The following is a 16,613-nucleotide window of genomic DNA, read 5'->3' as shown; positions in this document are numbered from 1 at the left end:
CCCCTCAGTCCCATTCCAGGCCGCCGCGCCGCCATACGTACGCGTACGCGACGAAGACGGTGAGCACGAAGAGCAGCATCTCCACGAGCCCGAAAACACCCAGGGCGTCGAAGGTGACGGCCCAGGGGTAGAGGAAGACGATCTCGATGTCGAAGACGATGAAGAGCATCGCCGTCAGGTAGTACTTGATGGGGAAGCGCCCGCCGCCTGCCGGCGTGGGGGTCGGCTCGATGCCGCACTCGTACGCTTCGAGCTTGGCCCGGTTGTACCGCTTCGGACCGATCAGCGTGGCCATGACCACGGAGAAGATCGCAAAGCCTGCCCCGAGGGCTCCCAGTACGAGGATGGGCGCATACGCGTTCACCGCTCCTCGCTCCTCTCAGTCGGCACTGACTGCTGGCGATGGCGTCGGACTCACACCCACCTCACACACTCGGCAACTCCCGCCCGTCCCGACGAAGATCGCGAACATGTGAAGCAGGTCACAAGCCCAACCGCTCCGCATCTTATGCCCGTCGCTCTGTGATCTGCGACACGGGGTATTACACAAGCTTTGTGATCTCCACCACCTGACGAACGATCATCACGGCGAGTGAGCGGCGATCTTCACACGCGAAGCGCCCGAGCGATCACCGGACGTGACATTCGCGCTCGTCACCGCAGGCGGCGGGCGGCGTCTCCATATCAAGAGACTTCCCTTGCATGCAAATTGGAGTTGGACAGGGCCGCTTGATAGTGGGAGCCCGTTCACACGTCGGAAGGAGTCGGCCGGCACGGTGTGGACGCGTGCACGCGTTCACGAAGTCGACCGCTCGGGGTGCCCGCGCGAGACGCACACATTCCAGTGACCGTTCCGTGACCTGCACCACACCCATGAGAGGCGCATGAGAACCGGGCTTGGCCACCTGTCCCAACCAGTGGTAATCGTCAGGCAATTCGGACGTAACGACGAAAGACCGTGATCACCGGCCTGATCAGGCAGGTCCGCAATGTCCGTTACGGCGTCAATAAAGAACGACACACCCGAAGTTCGAGGTGCCTGCTGAACAATTGTGGCGCAGCACACGTTTCTTGAAGGTATGGATGAGTCCCTGATACCGGTTGGTCTCATGTCCCACACCGCTCACATACGCAGCCACCGGAAACCCCGCCGCAGCGCGACGTCGAACATCGCCGTGCGTGCCGGAGTTGCCGGTGGCGTTCTCAGCATGGCGGCGGCGGGCGCGGCCTCGGCCAACGCGGCCGAGACGACCCAGACCCTGCAACTGCCCACCCTGACGGCCGATCTGTCCACCCAGGTCGCACAGTCCGCCGAGGCCACCCAGCAGGCCGCGGCGAACTACCAGTTGCGCGCCGAGCGTGACGCGGCTGCCGCAAACGCCGCGAAGCAGGCCAAGGCGGACCTCGCGGACGCCAAGAAGAAGGCGGAGGCGAAGAAGAAGGCCCAGGAGGACGCCCGTAAGGCCGCTGCGGAGCGCGCCACGTCGCGGAGCACCGAGCGGACCACCCTGGCCGCCTCCACGGGCACCAGCACCTCCACGGGCTCGTCCACGGCCACGGGTTCGGCCGCGGCCGTCGTGGCCTTCGTGAAGGCGCAGATCGGCAAGTCCTACGTCCTGGGCGCCACCGGCCCCAGCGCCTACGACTGCTCCGGGCTCGTCGGTGCCGCCTTCAAGCAGGTCGGCATCAGCCTGCCGCGCGTCTCCCAGGACCAGTCGACCGCCGGTACTCAGGTGTCCCTGAGCAACCTTCAGGCCGGCGACATCCTGTACTGGGGCAGCGCGGGCAGCGCGTACCACGTCGCCGTGTACGTGGGCGACGGCATGTTCGTCGGCGCGCAGAACCCCTCCACCGGCATCGTGGAGCGGCCGCTGTCCTACGACCCGCCGACGGGCGCGGTGCGGGTGCTCTGAGCCCGCGCACGACGCCGTGAGCATGGGACCGTTGCCTCGGGGGCGACGGTCCCCTCGGCGTACCCCGGTCCCGCCGAACGCTCTCCGGGCGTCCCCACTACCGGAGTTCGCGGCCTCCCTGGAAAGCTCTTCTCTCAAGGTCCTTCAGTTCGGCTGACCGCACAGCCGGACGCCAAACCCGAGGAGAGCAAGTCATGCCACGTGTCTTCGTCCAGGGACGTCCCGTCGACTCCTACCCCCGCCCCGCACCCGAGGCCGGGCGCGGCTCCGTGCGCCGCGTCACCGAGGTCGGCGAAGAGGTCCTGCACCGGCCGAGCCGGGACGTCACCGAGTTCGGGCCCGACCTCGCCGCGCTCATCGACGACATGTTCCTCACCATGTACATCGCCGACGGAGCCGGCCTCGCGGCCAATCAAGTGGGCGTGGATCTGCGCCTGTTCGTGTACGACTGCTTCGACGACGACGGTGTCCGGCATGTCGGACACATCGTCAACCCGGTGCTCGATCCGCTCGCCCCGGCCGGACGCCGGCTGCTCGACGAGGGCGAGGGGTGCCTGTCGGTGCCCGGCGCGGTGATGGACGTACCGCGTCCGGACCGGGCCGTGGTGCGCGGGCTCGACAAGGACGGCACCGCGCTTGTGATCGAGGGCACAGGCTACTTCGCGCGCTGCCTCGCCCATGAGACCGACCACGTCAACGGCCAGGTCTATCTGGACCGGCTCTCCAAGCGGGACCGCAAGGAGGCGCTGCGGCAGGTGGCGGACCGACGGGACGAGGTGTTCGCCCGCCGGGCCGCCAGGACAGCGGCACTCAGCGACTGATCACGCCTTCGGCGCCACCTTGCTCAGCCCGTTGATGATGCGGTCCATCGCGTCGCCGCCCGTGGGGTCGGTGAGGTTGGCCAGCATCTTCAGGGTGAACTTCATCAGCAGGGGGTGCGTCAGGCCGCGCTGGGCCGCGATCTTCATGACCTTCGGGTTGCCGATGAGCTTCACGAAGGCGCGGCCCAGCGTGTAGTAGCCGCCGTAGGTGTCCTTGAGGACCTGCGGGTAGCGGCGCAGGGCCAGTTCGCGGCTCGCGGGGGTGGGGCGGGCGTGGGCCTGGACGATGACGTCGGCGGCGATCTGGCCGGACTCCATGGCGTAGGCGATGCCCTCGCCGTTGAAGGGGTTCACCAGTCCGCCGGCGTCGCCGACCAGCAACAACCCCTTCGTGTAGTGAGGTTGGCGGTTGAAGGCCATGGGGAGGGCGGCGCCGCGGATCGGGCCGGTCATGTTTTCGGGGGTGTAGCCCCAGTCCTCGGGCATGGACGCGCACCAGGCCTTCAGCACCTCGCGCCAGTCCAACTCCTTGAAGGAGTTGGAGGTGTTGAGCACCCCGAGGCCGACGTTCGAGGTGCCGTCGCCCATGCCGAAGATCCAGCCGTAGCCGGGCAGGAGACGGTCCTCGGCGCCGCGGCGGTCCCACAGTTCCAGCCAGGACTCCAGGTAGTCGTCCTTGTGGCGGGGGCTCTCGAAGTAGGTCCGTACGGCCACGCCCATCGGGCGGTCCTCGCGGCGGTGCAGGCCCATCGCGAGGGAGAGGCGGGTGGAGTTGCCGTCGGCGGCGACCACCAGGGGCGCGTGGAAGGTGACTTCGCGTTTCTCCTCGCCGAGCTTGGCGTTCACGCCGGTGATGTGGCCGGTGCGCTCGTCGATGATCGGGGCGCCGACGTTGCAGCGCTCGTAGAGGCGGGCGCCCGCCTTCTGGGCGTTGCGGGCGAGTTGTTCGTCGAAGTCGTCGCGCTTGCGGACGAGGCCGTAGTCCGGGAAGGAGGCGAGTTCCGGCCAGTCCAGCTGGAGGCGGACACCGCCGCCGATGATGCGCAGGCCCTTGTTGCGCAGCCAGCCGGCCTCCTCGGAGATGTCGATGCCCATGGCCACGAGCTGCTTGGTGGCGCGCGGGGTGAGGCCGTCGCCGCAGACCTTCTCGCGCGGGAACTCGGTCTTCTCCAGGAGGAGGACGTCGAGTCCGGACTTGGCGAGGTGGTAGGCGGTGGCGGAGCCGGCTGGCCCCGCGCCGACGACGATCACATCGGCGGTGTTTTCGGAGAGGGGCTCGGTCACGGCGGGATCTCCCCAAGTTCGGAATCTGCGTGCCGACCGGCACTGGACATGGGCAGTCTATTCAGCGCCACTGATCACCAGGCTGAAGGGCTGCCCCCGTGAACCGAGCTCTCCCCGCAGTACGGCTGCGCGTCCCCACCGACGAGGACGCCGTGGCCTGGCACCGGGTCTTCGACCACCCGGACGTCATGGAGTTCCACGGCGGCAGGCCCGCGGAACTGTCCGTCTACGAGGAGCTGACCGCCCGCCAGCGCCGGCACGACGCGGAACGCGGGTTCTGCCTGTGGACGATGCTCGACGACGAGGACCGCGTCATCGGTTTCACCGGCGCCCAGCCGTGGCCGCAGGACTGGGGGCCGAAGGGCGAGATCGAGATCGGCTGGCGGCTGGGCAGGGAGTTCTGGGGCCGGGGGTATGCCACCGCGGCGGCGGAGGCGACCCTGGAGCGGGTGCGGGCGGCCGGGGTGCCCAGCGTGGTGGCGATGGTGCTGGCCCGCAACACCCGGTCCATCGCGGTGACCAAGCGGCTGGGCATGCACCTCGCCGAGGTCTTCACCACGCCCACCCGCAAGGAGGAGGGGCACTGCTACCGGCTCGTACTGTAACTGGGAGTAACCAACAGCTACAGAACGACACTTGACGCTTCCGGTCGGGACCGGACCGGGGTTACCCTTCCGGTACCGCTGGGGGTGACATCTGTGCGCTTAACGCCCAAAACACCTGAAGTGCGCGTACCGCGGCTCGTCGGCCTGATGGCCGTGGACGCGCGCGAGACAGCCCAGGCTCGCGGCCTGTTCATCAACGCGCCGGACCGGCCCGACTTCCATCTCGCCGTCGTCGACTACGTCGTACGGCAGTACCCGCAGCCCGATGCGGAGGTGCCGCGGGACTCCATGGTCTACGTGTGGTTCGACTTCGGTGAGGGGGACGGCGGGGGCGGTATGCGCGAGCCGCGGATCCCGAGGCCGCCGAGCGGCGGGATGCAGCGCGAGCTGGACGAGCCGCCGGGCGACGCGTTCTTCGCGACGGTGATCACCTAGCCGGTGATCAGCCGGGCGGAGCCCGCACGGCCGGGCGGAGCCCAGGCCGTCAGCAGCCCGTGGCGTCCTTGAAGCCGCGGTGCAGGGCCACGATTCCGCCGCTCAGGTTGCGATACGCGACCTTCGACCAGCCGGCCTTGCGCAGGCGCTCGGCCAGCGCGGGCTGGTCGGGCCAGGCGCGGATGGACTCGGCGAGGTAGACGTACGCGTCGGGGTTGGAGGAGACGGCGCGGGCGACCGGGGGCAGCGCGCGCATCAGGTACTCGGTGTAGACCGTGCGGAAGGGCGCCCAGGTCGGGTGCGAGAACTCGCAGATCACCACCCGGCCGCCGGGCTTGGTCACCCGGTACAGCTCGCGCAGCGCGGTGTCCGTGTCCTGCACATTGCGCAGCCCGAAGGAGATCGTCACGGCGTCGAACGTGTCGCCCTTGAAGGGCAGCTTGGTCGCGTCGCCGGCCGTGAGCGGCAGCCAGGGGTGGCGCTTCTTGCCGACCTGGAGCATCCCGAGGGAGAAGTCGCAGGGGACGACGTAGGCGCCGCTCTGGGCGAAGGGCAGCGAGGAGGTGGCCGTACCGGCGGCCAGGTCCAGGATCTTCTGCGCGGGGCGGGCGTCGACCGCCTTGGTGACCTCCTTGCGCCATCGGCGGTCCTGGCCGAGCGACAGCACGTCGTTGGTGAGGTCGTACCGTTCCGCCACGTCGTCGAACATCGAGGCGACTTCGTGCGGCTGCTTGTCCAGGGATGCGCGGGTCACGGGCCCATTGTGGCAGTACGGGCCGGGCACCCCGAAGGCGCCCGGCCCGTACGACCCGCACGGGAACGGAATCTCACGACGGCAGCAGTTGGGGTTTCTTCTTCGCCGCCACGTCCTCCACCCAGCCGCACAGCACGATGAAGAGGGCGATGAGAATCCAGCCGATGCCGAACATGAACCACTGGCTCCCCAGCGGCAGCCACTTCTCGAAGGCGGGCACCTTCCAGAACTGGTCGGTCAGCGGCACCGCCAGCACCAGCGCGATCTCGTGCCAGAGATAGATCGTCACGGCCCGGGAGTTGAAGATCGTGACGACCCGGTCGAGGCGCTTGAAGCGGGTCAGCCAGGCGAAGTCGATGGTGAAGTAGGCCTTGGCCCACATCAGGAGCATGACGTAACCGGCCGACCAGTAGGTCTGGGCGAGCGGGCTCTCGTCCAGGTCGTAGGTGCCGCCCGCCTCGGCCTGGTGCGTGAAGGCGTACCAGCCGCCGAACACGATCGCGGCGACCGACAGGGTCACCACCAGGAACGGCTTCAGCTTCTGCAGCACCCCGTCGCGGTGCGCGAAACCGAGGACCCAGCAGAAGAGGTACGTCGACAGGTCCCACAGGGCGTTGCCGAAGCGGTTGTCCGGCCCCGACCACACGAACTTCAGGACCACGATCGGCACCAGCGTCAGCAGCAGCACCGGGATCGGCGCCTTGCGGAAGATCCACAGCAGCGCCGGAGAAAGCAGCACGAACCACAGATACGTCCGCAGGTACCAGAGGATCTCCCAGGCCTGAAGACCCCAGGCGTTGCCCGGCGGATCCCCGACCGGCACCACCCAGAAGACGATCTGCCAGCCCGGCATCCAGTCGTGGATCATCATCGCCACGACCACGAAGAAGCCCCAGAACCAGAACGGCGGCAGCAGCCTCCGCATCCGGCTCTTGACCACCTTGAACGCGGGCCGCTCCAGCGACTTCGCCATCAGCGTCCCGGCCAGCCCGAACATGATCCCCATCGAGGGGAACACCATCCCGCACCAGGCCCACCCGAAGGTGTGGTAGGTCACGACCCGGATCAGCGCGACGGCCCGCAGGGTGTCGAAGTACCGGTCCCGGCCCGCCGGTTTGGAAGCCGGCTGCTCGACAACCTCCTCGGCGGTCTCCTCCACCACCGGCTCCACCACCGACTCGGGCTCCGGCTCCACCTCCGGTTCTACGACGGGAAGAGGCGCCGTGGCATACACCGGCTGCCCGTAGTCGACGTACTGCGGCGGCTGTTGCTGCTGTTGATACGGGTACGGCTGCTGCGGCTGGCCGTACGCGTCGTAGCCGTAGGGCTGTTGGGGGTACTGAGGTTGCTGGGGCTGTTGGGGCGGGCCGTACCCACCCCCGTACCCCGGTTGCTGCTCCCAGGTCATCAGCTCGCCCCCGCCGGTGTGCCGACCTCGCCGGTGCGCTTCAGTTTCTGCCAGCGCAGCCGGCCGCCGGTCAGGGCGGTGATGCTGGAGTGGATGAGGACCAGGTACATCATCTGGCGGTAGGCCAGTTGCTGCAGCGGCATCATCAGCAGGTAGCGGTACTTCTCCTTGTCCAGCCTGAACGCGTAGGCGGCGCACAGGAGTTGGATGCCGAGGACCGCGAACCACATCGCGAGGGACGCCCAGAAGTCGACGAAGATCATCGAGTAGACGGTGAAGACGTCGATCAGCGGGGCGAAGACCGGCGTGATGATCTGGAAGATCACCACCAGGGGCATGCCGACCCGGCCGAAGCGGCCCGAAGGACCCTTGTCCGTAAGGGACTTGCGGTGCTTCCACAGGGCCTGCATGGTGCCGTAGGACCAGCGGTAGCGCTGCGACCAGAGCTGCTTGAGCGAAGCCGGGGCCTCGGTCCAGGCCTTGGCGTGCTCCTGATAGACGACCCGCCAGCCCTCGCGGTGCATGGCGATGGTGATGTCCGTGTCCTCGGCGAGGGTGTCCTCGCTCATGCCGCCGACCTGGAGCACCGCATCGCGGCGGAAGGCGCCGATCGCGCCCGGGATGGTGGGCATGCAGCGCAGCAGGTCGTACATGCGGCGGTCGAGGTTGAAGCCCATCACGTACTCGATGTGCTGCCAGGCGCCGATGATCGTGTTGCGGTTGCCGACCTTGGCGTTGCCCGCGACCGCGCCGACCTCGGGGTCGGCGAACGGCTGGACGAGCTGCCGTACGGTGTCGGGCTCGAAGACGGTGTCGCCGTCCATCATCACGACGATGTCGTAACTCGCGCTGCGCACACCGTTGTTGAGGGCGGCGGGCTTGCCGGCGTTCTCCTGGCGGATGACCCGGACGTTCGTCATGCCGAAGGAGCGGGCCGCCTCGCGGGCGATCTCGGAGGTGCCGTCCGAGGAGCCGTCGTCGACGACGATGACCTCGATCGGGTGGGTGCTCTTCGCCAGCGACTCAAGGGTGTTGGCGATGCACTCCTTCTCGTTGTACGCCGGGACGATCACGGTCACCGGCCGGGTGACCTCCGGCCCCCAGCTGAACCGGCGTTTGTTGCGCTGTCTGTAGTGGCGTCGCGCGAGGATCAGCATCATCCCGAACCGGCTCATCACGGCCACGCCCACGACCGTGAGGCCTGCCGCAAGTCCCGGCACCACCCACTCGGCGACCATGACGGCGTAGATGAGCGCCTTGCCCTCGTAGAGGGTCATGCCGGTGGCCTCGCGGTGGGCGCCCTGGAGGACCGAGGTCCTCCGGGTGCCGTTCTGGGTGCCGCCCGTGGCGCCCGTGCCGCCGACGGCCGAGCCGACCGTCTGGCCGCCGCCGGGGTTGGTGCCGCCCGGAGCCGCGGAAGGTGCCGCGGAGGGCTGCGCGCCCGCCTCGACCGTGCCGGTGCCCGTCCCGGCGGCGGCACCGGTGCCCGCGCCCGCACCCGTGCCGTTCGCCGCCCGCTGGGCGGAGGCGTTCTTGGCGATGGCGCCGCTCACGGTGGTGAACGTGTAGCCCTTCGCCTTCATCTTCTCGATGTACTGCGGCAGCGCCTTCATGGTCTGCGTGCGCACACCGCCGGCGTCGTGGAAGAGCACCGAGGAGCCTGAAGTCCCGGACGGCGTCGCCCACTTGATGATCTTCGCGACGCCGGGCTGCTTCCAGTCGTCGCTGTCGGTGTCGACGAAGACGCTGGTGTAGCCGGAGGCGCCGAGCTTCTTGTAGACGGGGTAGCTGTAGTTGTCGATGGCGTCCGTCTCCGAGGAGTACGGCGCGCGGAACAGCGTGGTGGTGATGCCCGCCGCGCCCGCGAGGGCGAGCTGCGTCTGTTCCATCTCCCGCTTGATGCGGGCGTCGCTCTGGTAGGAGAGGTCGACGTGGGTGAAGGTGTGGATACCCACCTCGTTGCCCTGCGCGACCATCTGCTTCACGATGCTCGGGTAGCGCGAGACCATCGACCCCACCAGGAAGAACGTGCCCGGCACGTCGTACTTCTTGAGGATCTTCAGGACCGTGGGCGTGTAGGTGGGGTTCGGGCCGTCGTCGAACGTGAGGACGATCGTCTTCTTCGGGATGGTCTGGGTGACCGGCGAACCGTTGCGGAAGGTCAGGATCGGGCCGCCGTTGAGCACCTTGTCGGGGACCTTGCTGGCGCTCGCGCCGTCCCGGACGCGCTGGTCGCCGCCGACTTCCGCGCGCAGGTAACCGTCGAGCAGCATCACGCAGGTGAGGCCGAGGAGAAGCAGCAGGGCGAGAATCACTCGGGGCCGTTGGAGCGCGGCGGCCTTGCCGGCCGCGCGCTCCATCCGAGTGGGGGCGCGCCGGCGCCCACGCGAGGGAGTCGTCGTAGTCATGGCTGCGGTGGCGCTCCGGTCAGTGTGCGGTGGCTGAGGAGGACGGGGCCGCACCCGTGGGGGCGCCCGAGGGGATGTCGGTCGGAGCGCCGGTCGGAACACCGGAGGGCGCTACGCCGCCTCTGCCACCGTTGGGGCCGTAGCCACCCCCGGGGGCCGAACCGGCCTGGCCGCCGCCGAAGGGCAGCAGCGAGGAGGGGTTGAGCGAGATGCCCCAGCCCATGAACGCCATGCCGAGTACGAACGCGTACCCGAGGCAGACGGTGCCCATGAGGAGGCCGATCCGGCGCAGCACCTTTGACCGGCGGCCGGAGTTGTCAACGAACACGGGGCCTTCTGCGGCCCCGTTGCCGGCTTTGCGGCGGCGACCGCGCGCAGAGGCGTGGTTATCGATGGCGGACTCGGATTGCATTCCCCAGACATTAGGCCGCCTTTATGTGACCAAAACTCTGGTTCTCTTGTGAGCCCGCCAAGAAAAACTCCGCAACCTGTGCCTTTCCTTAGAGAACCCAGGAAATGCCATATGAGCGGCCGGTGTCAGTAGTGTCCCCAATCTTCCGCTTCGTCGCCCGACTTGACCGATTCGAGCAACGGTACCCGTGGGTTTCCTATGTTTTATCTGTCTTCGTAAGACACAGCCCCATGTGCTTCATTTAGGCTGCGGAAACCGACTCTGTTTCCATCCTGAGACAGAAATCACCGTCCCCACGCGGAAAGGGTGCATGCTCAATGAGGAGTTTCCTGAAACCGGCGGCCGGGCTCACCTGCTTGTTTGCCCTGACGGTCACCGGCTGCTCCTCCAGCTCCGGTGACTCGTCGGATGCGGCACCCAAAGCCACGGAGAAGGCCGAGACCACCCCCACCGAAAGCGCCTCTCCGACGTCCTCGGCTTCTTCGTCGAGCACGTCCTACGCACCGTACGTCAGCGTCACCACCGCTTCCGACATGGACAGTTCGGGGTCGCCGACGACGTACAACCTCGCCTTCGCGATCGCCTCCGGCAGCAGTTGCACGCCGAAGTGGAACGGTACGACCGCGATCGACAACGCGGCCGTGAAATCCAGGATCGCGGCGCTCAAGACGTCCGGTGCGAGCGTCCGTGTCTCCTTCGGCGGGGCGTCCGGGAAGGAGCTGGCCGAGACCTGTACCAGCGCGACGTCGCTCGCGAAGGCCTATGGCGAGGCGCTGGACGCGGCGGGGTCGACGCAGGCCGACTTCGACATCGAGGGGGACACGCTCACCGACTCGGCCTCGGTCGCCCTGCGCTCCAAGGCGATAGCGCTCCTCCAGAAGGAACGCAGCGACCTCAAGGTGTCCTTCACGCTGCCCGTGATGCCGTCCGGGCTCGACTCCGACAGTCTGGCGCTGCTGGAGTCCGCGAACGACAACGCGGTCCAGGTCTCCACGGTCAACATCATGACGATGAACTACGGCGAGTCGTACACCGGGGACATGGGGGCCTACGCGATCACGTCGGCCACGGCCACGCACACTCAGTTGAAGAAGGTGTTCGGGTTGTCGGACGCGGGGGCGTGGCAGGGGATGGCGCTCACGTCGATGCTCGGTGTCAACGACGTGTCGGGGGAGACGTTTTCGCTGGCGGACGCGGCGCAGGTGCGGAAGTTCGCCGAGGAGAAGGAGGTTGCGTGGGTGTCGATGTGGTCGACGTTCAGGGATCAGCAGTGTGAGAGCGGGAGTTCGGATGACGACGCTGCTACTGATTGCAGTGGGGTGACGCAGAGTTCGGGGGCGTTCGGGGAAGCGTTTGCCGGGTGACGGGTGCGTTGCCGGGTGCGGGTGCGTTGTGGCTGGGCGTGCAGTTCCCCGCGCCCCTGAAAGACATGCCTCACCGGCGTCTGTGAAGTAGCCGACCCGCACACACCGTCGCGATGCACTCGCCCGTCTCGTCGAATACGGCCAGGTCGGCTCGGCCCTGGTCGGCCGTGGTGGGGTGGGTGAGGATCTGGACGTCGTTCCGGTGCGCCGCCGAGCGGAGTTCGGCCGAGTCGACGTACTTCTCCAGGACAGCCGTCGCGCCCGACTTGAGGACCGCGTGGATGCGCTCCCGTGGGCTCGGGGCGTCCGGGAGGGGGCCCTCGTGGATGCGGGCCGGGCCCAGCGTGCCCGGCCAACTCCGCACCCGTGCGCCGGGAAAGCGGGCCTGGATCTCGGCCAGTGTTCCGGCACCCGCGATCCGGGCGCCCTCGACTGCGACGGCCCCGCCCTCGTCCGCCGTGTGAATCGTCAGCACGGCAGCCCTAGTTGGCGGACAGGAGCTTCAACTCGGGGTGGGCCGTGCCGCCTTCGATCGCCGTGGACGAGATGTGGGACATGACCCGCTCGTCGACGGGGTCGTTCGCGGGGTCGTCGTGGACGACGATGTGCTCGTAGGTGGTGGTGCGCTGGGCCGGGACGCGGCCCGCCTTGCGGATCAGGTCGATGATCTCCAGGCGGTTGGAGCGGTGCTTCGCGCCTGCGCTGGAGACCACGTTCTCCTCCAGCATGATCGAGCCGAGGTCGTCCGCCCCGTAGTGCAGGGAGAGTTGGCCGACCTCCTTGCCGGTCGTCAGCCAACTGCCCTGGATGTGGGCGATGTTGTCCATGAAGAGCCGGGCGATGGCGATCATCCGCAGGTACTCGAAGAGCGTGGCCTGCGTGCGGCCCTTGAGGTGGTTGTTCTCGGGCTGGTAGGTGTACGGGATGAAGGCCCGGAAGCCGCCCGTCCGGTCCTGTACGTCGCGGATCATCCGCAGGTGCTCGATGCGCTCGGCGTTGGTCTCGCCGGTGCCCATGAGCATGGTCGACGTGGACTCGACGCCCAGGTTGTGCGCCGCCTCCATGATCTCCAGCCAGCGCTCGCCGGACTCCTTGAGGGGCGCGATGGCCTTGCGGGGGCGCGCGGGGAGGAGTTCCGCTCCGGCGCCGGCGAAGGAGTCGAGACCGGCCGCGTGGATGCGCGAGATGGCCTCCTCGACGGAGACCTTCGAGATCCGGGCCATGTGCTCGACCTCGGACGCGCCGAGGGAGTGGATGACCAGCTGGGGGTACGCGGCCTTGATCGCGGCGAAGTGCTTCTCGTAGTACTCGACGCCGAAGTCCGGGTGGTGTCCGCCCTGGAACATGATCTGCGTGCCGCCGAGTTCGACGGTCTCCGCGCACCGGCGCAGGATGTCGTCGAGGTCACGCGTCCAGCCCTTGGCGGTGTCCTTCGGGGCGGCGTAGAAGGCGCAGAACTTGCACGCCGTGACGCACACGTTCGTGTAGTTGATGTTCCGCTCGATGATGTACGTCGCGATGTGCTCCGTACCCGCGTACCGACGCTTGCGTACGGCGTCGGCGGCGGCGCCGAGCGCGTGGAGCGGGGCGTCGCGGTAGAGGTCGAGCGCCTCTTCGGGGGTGATGCGCCCGCCCTCGGCGGCACGGTCGAGGACGGACTGAAGCTCGGCCTTCTCGGTCACCGGGAGGTCCCTTTCGTCAAGGGTTGCGGACGGACCTTGCCAGCCTACGCCAGCGGATTTGCCACCCCGACCTCAGGCCGCGCGCATCCCGACGTCAGGCCGTGTACGCCCCCACCAGCAGACCGAGGAAGGCGCCCACGAGCAGAAAAGGCCCGAAACGGACGTCGGTCCGCCGTCTCCGGCCGAGGACACCGCCGTAGAACCCTCTGAGCACGAACCCCGCGAACGCGCCCAGCATCAGCGTCGGCCACCCGTACCACCCGAGGACGACGCCCGCGCCGACCGCGAGTCTCACCTCCCCGGAGCCCAGGCCACCGCCGCCGGGGTCCAGGCGGGACAGCGCGTAGTACCCGGCGCCGAGCGCGAGCGCCCCGCGGAGCGCGGTCGTCCAGTGACCGGCGTGCTCGGGCAGGACGGCGGCGACACCGAGGAGCGCGAGGGCGACCCCCGCGGCGGGGAGCGCCAGGGCGGTGACGGCGGGCAGCAGTGCGAGCGGCGCGAGCAGCAGCCAGACCGCCAGTTCGGGTCTGATCCCGGTGGCGACGGCGAGGGCGACGCACACCAGGACCACCAGGAGCGCGGTACCGGCACCGCGCCGCCCGGCCCGCGCGACCACCGCGCCCGCACCGGCACCCCACACCCCCGCGAGGGCGATGAGCAGATGGTCGTAGTCCATCGGACCGCTACCCGACCTTGGACAGCCGGGCGGTCGGGGAGCCCTCGGCGGAGCTGTCCGACGCGTAGGTGAGGTCGTCGCCGGTGGGGGTGAGGGTGACGGTGTGGGCGGCCTGGTTGCACACGTCCCGGTTGGTCTTCGCGCCCGCGGCGGTCGCGACGAGCCGGGTCTTGGTCACCTGCTTCAGGGTCAGTACGTCGTCGCAGACACCGCCGAGCTGGTCGGTCTGCCGGAGGACGCCCAGCTGTTGGCCGACGCTCGCCTTGGCCACCGTGAGCCGGAAGGTCCCGTCCGGGAGGGTGCCGCCGAGTGCGGTGCCCTCGCCCTCCCAGGTGCCGAGGTAGGAGGCGGGGACGGACTGGAGCGGGGTGGGGACGGGTGAACTCGGGCCGCCGCTCGGCTCCTTGCTGGACGCGGTGGTCGTCCCGCTGCTCGGCTCACCGCTGTACTCGTTGCCGGGCCCGCCGGTCGAGGTCGCCGTGGGGGCCGAGCCCGCGGCGGTGTCCGAGCCCTTGTCGCCCGGCTGGTTCCAGTACAGGAGGGTCGGCACGAGGGTCGCCACCGCGAGCGCCCCGGCGACGGCCAGGGCGACGGTGCAACCGACCCTGCGTCCCCGCCCGTTCGCACCCGGAGCCGACGTGGCGGCGACGGACACGGAGAACTTCCCCGGACGCTTGCCGGTGTCCGGCGGGACGGTGTCGCTCAGGGGCGGACTGTCGTGCGGAGGCGTGTCCCGGGGCTCGGGCACAAAAGTGGGCGGCCCCACGGGCGAACCCACGGGTGGCCCCGCGGGCGACCCCACCGGCTGCTTCGGCATCACCGGCGCAGGCCCGAACGCCCCGGCCCCGGCGGCCGGCCCGAACGACCCCGCCTCGGCCGTACCGACCCCCGCCCCCACCGAGGGACTGCTGAACCCCACCGGCCCCGAGGGCATCCCCTCGGCCACCCCCGCCGCCTCAAGGTTCAGCAGCTGTACGGCACTTCGGCTGACCTGTTCGACCAGCGCCCCCGGCAGCCAGCCACCGGCGACCAGCCGGGCGGCACCTTCGGGAGCGAGCCGCCGGGACACCTCGCCCGGACTCGGCCGCGAGGAGGGGTCCTTGGCGAGACAGGCCATGGCCAGCTCCCGCAAGTCCCCGCCCATCTCCCCCAGTCGGGGTTCCTCGTGGACGACCTTGTAGAGCAGCGCGGCCGAGGAGTCGCCGGGGAAGGGCGACTCGCCCGTGGCCGCGTAGACGAGCACGGCACCCAGGGAGAAGACATCGGACGCGCCCGTCGCGCCCTTCCCGAGGATCTGCTCGGGGGCCATGTAGCCGGGCGAGCCGACGGAGACACCGGTGGAGGTGAGGGAGGCGGTGCCGTCCGTGGCGCGGGCGATCCCGAAGTCGATGAGGAGGGGGCCGTCGAGGGTGAGGAGCACGTTGGACGGTTTGACGTCCCGGTGCACGAGCCCCAGTTCGTGGACGGCGGTCAGCGCCTCGGCGAGCCCCGCGCCCAGGGCCCGTACGGACGCGGTGGGCAGTGGCCCGCCGTCCGTGATCGCGGCGGAGAGCGGCGGACCGGCAGCGTACGCGGTGGCGACCCACGGCACGGCGGCCTCCGGGTCGGCGTCCAGGACGGGCGCGGTCCAGGCGCCGCCCACCCGGCGCGCGGCGTCGACCTCGCGGCGGAAGCGGGCGCGGAACTCCTCGTCGAGCGCGAAGTGCGGATGCACGATCTTGACCGCGACCGTACGGCCGCCCGCGCTGCGCCCGAGATAGACGCGTCCCATCCCGCCGGAGCCGAGCCGTCCGAGCAGCCGGTAGGGCCCCACGACCGTGGGTTCGTCGCTGCCGAGCGGTTGCATCCCGTCCACCCCTCCCCCGTACGACTTCCAGCAGGGTAGTGCGCCGCGCCCCTCCGGTTCCTAGGGCTGGAGGAGATCCACCTTCAGTTCGGCGGGGAATCCGTTCGCCGTTCCCAGCCGGCGGGAGAACTCGGTGACCGCGGCCAGTTGGGGTGCGCCGAAGCTGAAGTCGAGGGTGGTGAAGTACCGCTCCAGGACCTCCTCGTCGAAGTCCTCCCAGCGGGCGGCCTGTTCGGCGACCTTGCCGACCTCTTCGAGGGAGAGGTTGCGGGAGGCGAGGAAGGCCTCGTGGACCTTGCGGGTGATCTCCGGCTCGCGCTCCAGGTAGTCGCGGCGGGCGGCCCACACGGCGAAGACGAAGGGCAGTCCGGTCCACTCCTTCCAGAGCGCGCCGAGGTCGTGGACTTCGAGCCCGAAGCGGGGGCCGTCGACCATGTAGGCGCGCAGGGCCGCGTCGCCGATGAGTACGGCGGCGTCGGCCTCCTGCATCATCAGGCTCAGGTCGGGCGGGCACGTGTAGTAGTCGGGCTGGACGCCGAAGCGGTCGGCGAGGAGCAGCCGGGCGAGCGCCACGGAGGTGCGCGAGGTCGAGCCGAGGGCGACCCGGCGGCCGTCCAGCTGGTCGAGCGGGACCTGCGAGACGATCACGCAGGACATCACCGGGCCGTCGCAGCCGACGGCGATGTCCGGGAAGACGACCAGGTCGTCGGCGTTCTTGAGGAACTCGGCGGTGGCGATGGGCCCGATGTCGAGGTCGCCCCGCACCAGCATCTCGTTGAGCTTGTCCGGGGTGTCCTTCGTCAGCTCGATGTCGAGGAGCGTGCCCGTCCTCGCGAGCCCCCAGTACAGGGGGAGGCAGTTCAGGAACTGGATGTGGCCGACGCGCGGCCGGGTGCGAGAATTGTCCACAACGTGAGGCTAGACCTCATGAGGTACGATCCATACTTCGGCCCCACAGTCAAGCCTCTGGCGATCTTCAAACGTCCGAGTGATGTGATCTTGGCC

16 protein-coding genes are annotated in these 16,613 nt (G+C 69.1%); 5 read left to right on the top strand and 11 right to left on the bottom strand.

Annotation, left to right across the window (positions count from 1 at the left end; genetic code table 11):
* Positions 1-4 precede the first annotated feature (4 nt).
* Positions 5-364, bottom strand: coding sequence for an NADH-quinone oxidoreductase subunit A (locus ACIBJH_RS23290; RefSeq protein WP_007383963.1), 360 nt, complete (start codon positions 362-364; stop codon positions 5-7).
* Positions 365-1,109: 745 nt separating this feature from the next.
* On the opposite strand from ACIBJH_RS23290, the gene ACIBJH_RS23285 reads away from it, so the two are divergent.
* Entirely contained in the window at positions 1,110-1,913 is an 804-nt protein-coding gene (locus tag ACIBJH_RS23285; RefSeq protein WP_399118768.1) for a C40 family peptidase, read from the top strand.
* Between the two features lie 194 nt (positions 1,914-2,107).
* Positions 2,108-2,734: a peptide deformylase gene (gene def, locus ACIBJH_RS23280; RefSeq protein WP_399118767.1), complete on the top strand. Its 627-nt coding sequence runs from the start codon at positions 2,108-2,110 to the stop codon at positions 2,732-2,734.
* Here the strand turns inward: def and ACIBJH_RS23275 are convergent, their stop codons facing one another.
* A complete protein-coding gene (locus ACIBJH_RS23275) occupies positions 2,735-4,018 on the bottom strand; it encodes a geranylgeranyl reductase family protein (RefSeq protein WP_399118766.1) in 1,284 nt (427 codons plus the stop codon). It lies immediately after the preceding gene.
* Positions 4,019-4,116: 98 nt separating this feature from the next.
* Between ACIBJH_RS23275 and ACIBJH_RS23270 the strand changes: the two genes are divergently transcribed.
* Positions 4,117-4,623 carry a GNAT family N-acetyltransferase gene (locus ACIBJH_RS23270; RefSeq protein WP_200711434.1) on the top strand — a complete coding sequence of 169 codons (507 nt, stop codon included), beginning with the start codon at positions 4,117-4,119 and terminating at the stop codon, positions 4,621-4,623.
* A 120-nt stretch (positions 4,624-4,743) separates the two neighbouring features.
* The gene (locus ACIBJH_RS23265) at positions 4,744-5,058 is read left to right on the top strand and encodes a PASTA domain-containing protein (RefSeq protein WP_399118765.1); all 315 of its coding nucleotides are present in this window, start codon (positions 4,744-4,746) and stop codon (positions 5,056-5,058) included.
* 49 nt (positions 5,059-5,107) lie between these two features.
* Here the strand turns inward: ACIBJH_RS23265 and ACIBJH_RS23260 are convergent, their stop codons facing one another.
* The 4 genes from ACIBJH_RS23260 to ACIBJH_RS23245 all read right to left on the bottom strand — a co-directional run bounded on the left by ACIBJH_RS23260 (position 5,108) and on the right by ACIBJH_RS23245 (position 9,956).
* A complete protein-coding gene (locus ACIBJH_RS23260; RefSeq protein ID WP_399118764.1) occupies positions 5,108-5,812 on the bottom strand; it encodes a demethylmenaquinone methyltransferase in 705 nt (234 codons plus the stop codon).
* A 73-nt stretch (positions 5,813-5,885) separates the two neighbouring features.
* Positions 5,886-7,220: an acyltransferase gene (locus ACIBJH_RS23255; protein WP_399118763.1), complete on the bottom strand. Its 1,335-nt coding sequence runs from the start codon at positions 7,218-7,220 to the stop codon at positions 5,886-5,888.
* Positions 7,220-9,628: a bifunctional polysaccharide deacetylase/glycosyltransferase family 2 protein gene (locus tag ACIBJH_RS23250; RefSeq protein WP_399118762.1), complete on the bottom strand. Its 2,409-nt coding sequence runs from the start codon at positions 9,626-9,628 to the stop codon at positions 7,220-7,222. The genes ACIBJH_RS23255 and ACIBJH_RS23250 overlap by 1 nt, the downstream gene beginning before the upstream one ends.
* Before the next feature lie 19 nt (positions 9,629-9,647).
* Positions 9,648-9,956: a hypothetical protein gene (locus tag ACIBJH_RS23245; RefSeq protein WP_365308768.1), complete on the bottom strand. Its 309-nt coding sequence runs from the start codon at positions 9,954-9,956 to the stop codon at positions 9,648-9,650.
* Between the two features lie 401 nt (positions 9,957-10,357).
* Between ACIBJH_RS23245 and ACIBJH_RS23240 the strand changes: the two genes are divergently transcribed.
* The gene (locus ACIBJH_RS23240; RefSeq protein WP_399118761.1) at positions 10,358-11,404 is read left to right on the top strand and encodes a chitinase; all 1,047 of its coding nucleotides are present in this window, start codon (positions 10,358-10,360) and stop codon (positions 11,402-11,404) included.
* A gap of 70 nt (positions 11,405-11,474) precedes the next feature.
* On the opposite strand, the gene ACIBJH_RS23235 is transcribed toward ACIBJH_RS23240, so the two are convergent.
* The 5 genes from ACIBJH_RS23235 to ACIBJH_RS23215 form a co-directional block, all read right to left on the bottom strand.
* Positions 11,475-11,879, bottom strand: a complete 405-nt coding sequence (locus tag ACIBJH_RS23235) for an imidazolonepropionase-like domain-containing protein (protein WP_399118760.1) — start codon at positions 11,877-11,879, stop codon at positions 11,475-11,477.
* Positions 11,880-11,886: 7 nt separating this feature from the next.
* Positions 11,887-13,086, bottom strand: a complete 1,200-nt coding sequence (mqnC, locus tag ACIBJH_RS23230; RefSeq protein ID WP_200679992.1) for a cyclic dehypoxanthinyl futalosine synthase — start codon at positions 13,084-13,086, stop codon at positions 11,887-11,889.
* A 94-nt stretch (positions 13,087-13,180) separates the two neighbouring features.
* On the bottom strand, positions 13,181-13,762 hold the full coding sequence (locus ACIBJH_RS23225; protein WP_399118759.1) for a hypothetical protein: 582 nt from the start codon (positions 13,760-13,762) through the stop codon (positions 13,181-13,183).
* Positions 13,763-13,769: 7 nt separating this feature from the next.
* On the bottom strand, positions 13,770-15,608 hold the full coding sequence (locus ACIBJH_RS23220) for a serine/threonine-protein kinase (protein WP_399118955.1): 1,839 nt from the start codon (positions 15,606-15,608) through the stop codon (positions 13,770-13,772).
* Between the two features lie 60 nt (positions 15,609-15,668).
* The gene (locus tag ACIBJH_RS23215) at positions 15,669-16,517 is read right to left on the bottom strand and encodes a menaquinone biosynthetic enzyme MqnA/MqnD family protein (RefSeq protein WP_399118758.1); all 849 of its coding nucleotides are present in this window, start codon (positions 16,515-16,517) and stop codon (positions 15,669-15,671) included.
* Positions 16,518-16,613 lie beyond the last annotated feature (96 nt).

This window comes from Streptomyces sp. NPDC050548, assembly GCF_044457385.1.
GTDB lineage: Bacteria > Actinomycetota > Actinomycetes > Streptomycetales > Streptomycetaceae > Streptomyces.
Note: the sequence above shows the minus strand (reverse complement) of the source record. Positions and strands in the feature narration are given on the sequence as shown.

Coding starts and splice junctions, on each gene's coding strand:
- def (WP_399118767.1), top strand. CDS start 2,108: ATGCCACGTGTCTTCGTCCAGGGACGTCCCGTCGACTCCTACCCCCGC.
- ACIBJH_RS23225 (WP_399118759.1), bottom strand. CDS start 13,762: ATGGACTACGACCATCTGCTCATCGCCCTCGCGGGGGTGTGGGGTGCC.
- ACIBJH_RS23285 (WP_399118768.1), top strand. CDS start 1,110: ATGTCCCACACCGCTCACATACGCAGCCACCGGAAACCCCGCCGCAGC.
- ACIBJH_RS23250 (WP_399118762.1), bottom strand. CDS start 9,628: ATGACTACGACGACTCCCTCGCGTGGGCGCCGGCGCGCCCCCACTCGG.
- ACIBJH_RS23240 (WP_399118761.1), top strand. CDS start 10,358: ATGAGGAGTTTCCTGAAACCGGCGGCCGGGCTCACCTGCTTGTTTGCC.
- ACIBJH_RS23220 (WP_399118955.1), bottom strand. CDS start 15,608: ATGCAACCGCTCGGCAGCGACGAACCCACGGTCGTGGGGCCCTACCGG.
- ACIBJH_RS23255 (WP_399118763.1), bottom strand. CDS start 7,220: ATGACCTGGGAGCAGCAACCGGGGTACGGGGGTGGGTACGGCCCGCCC.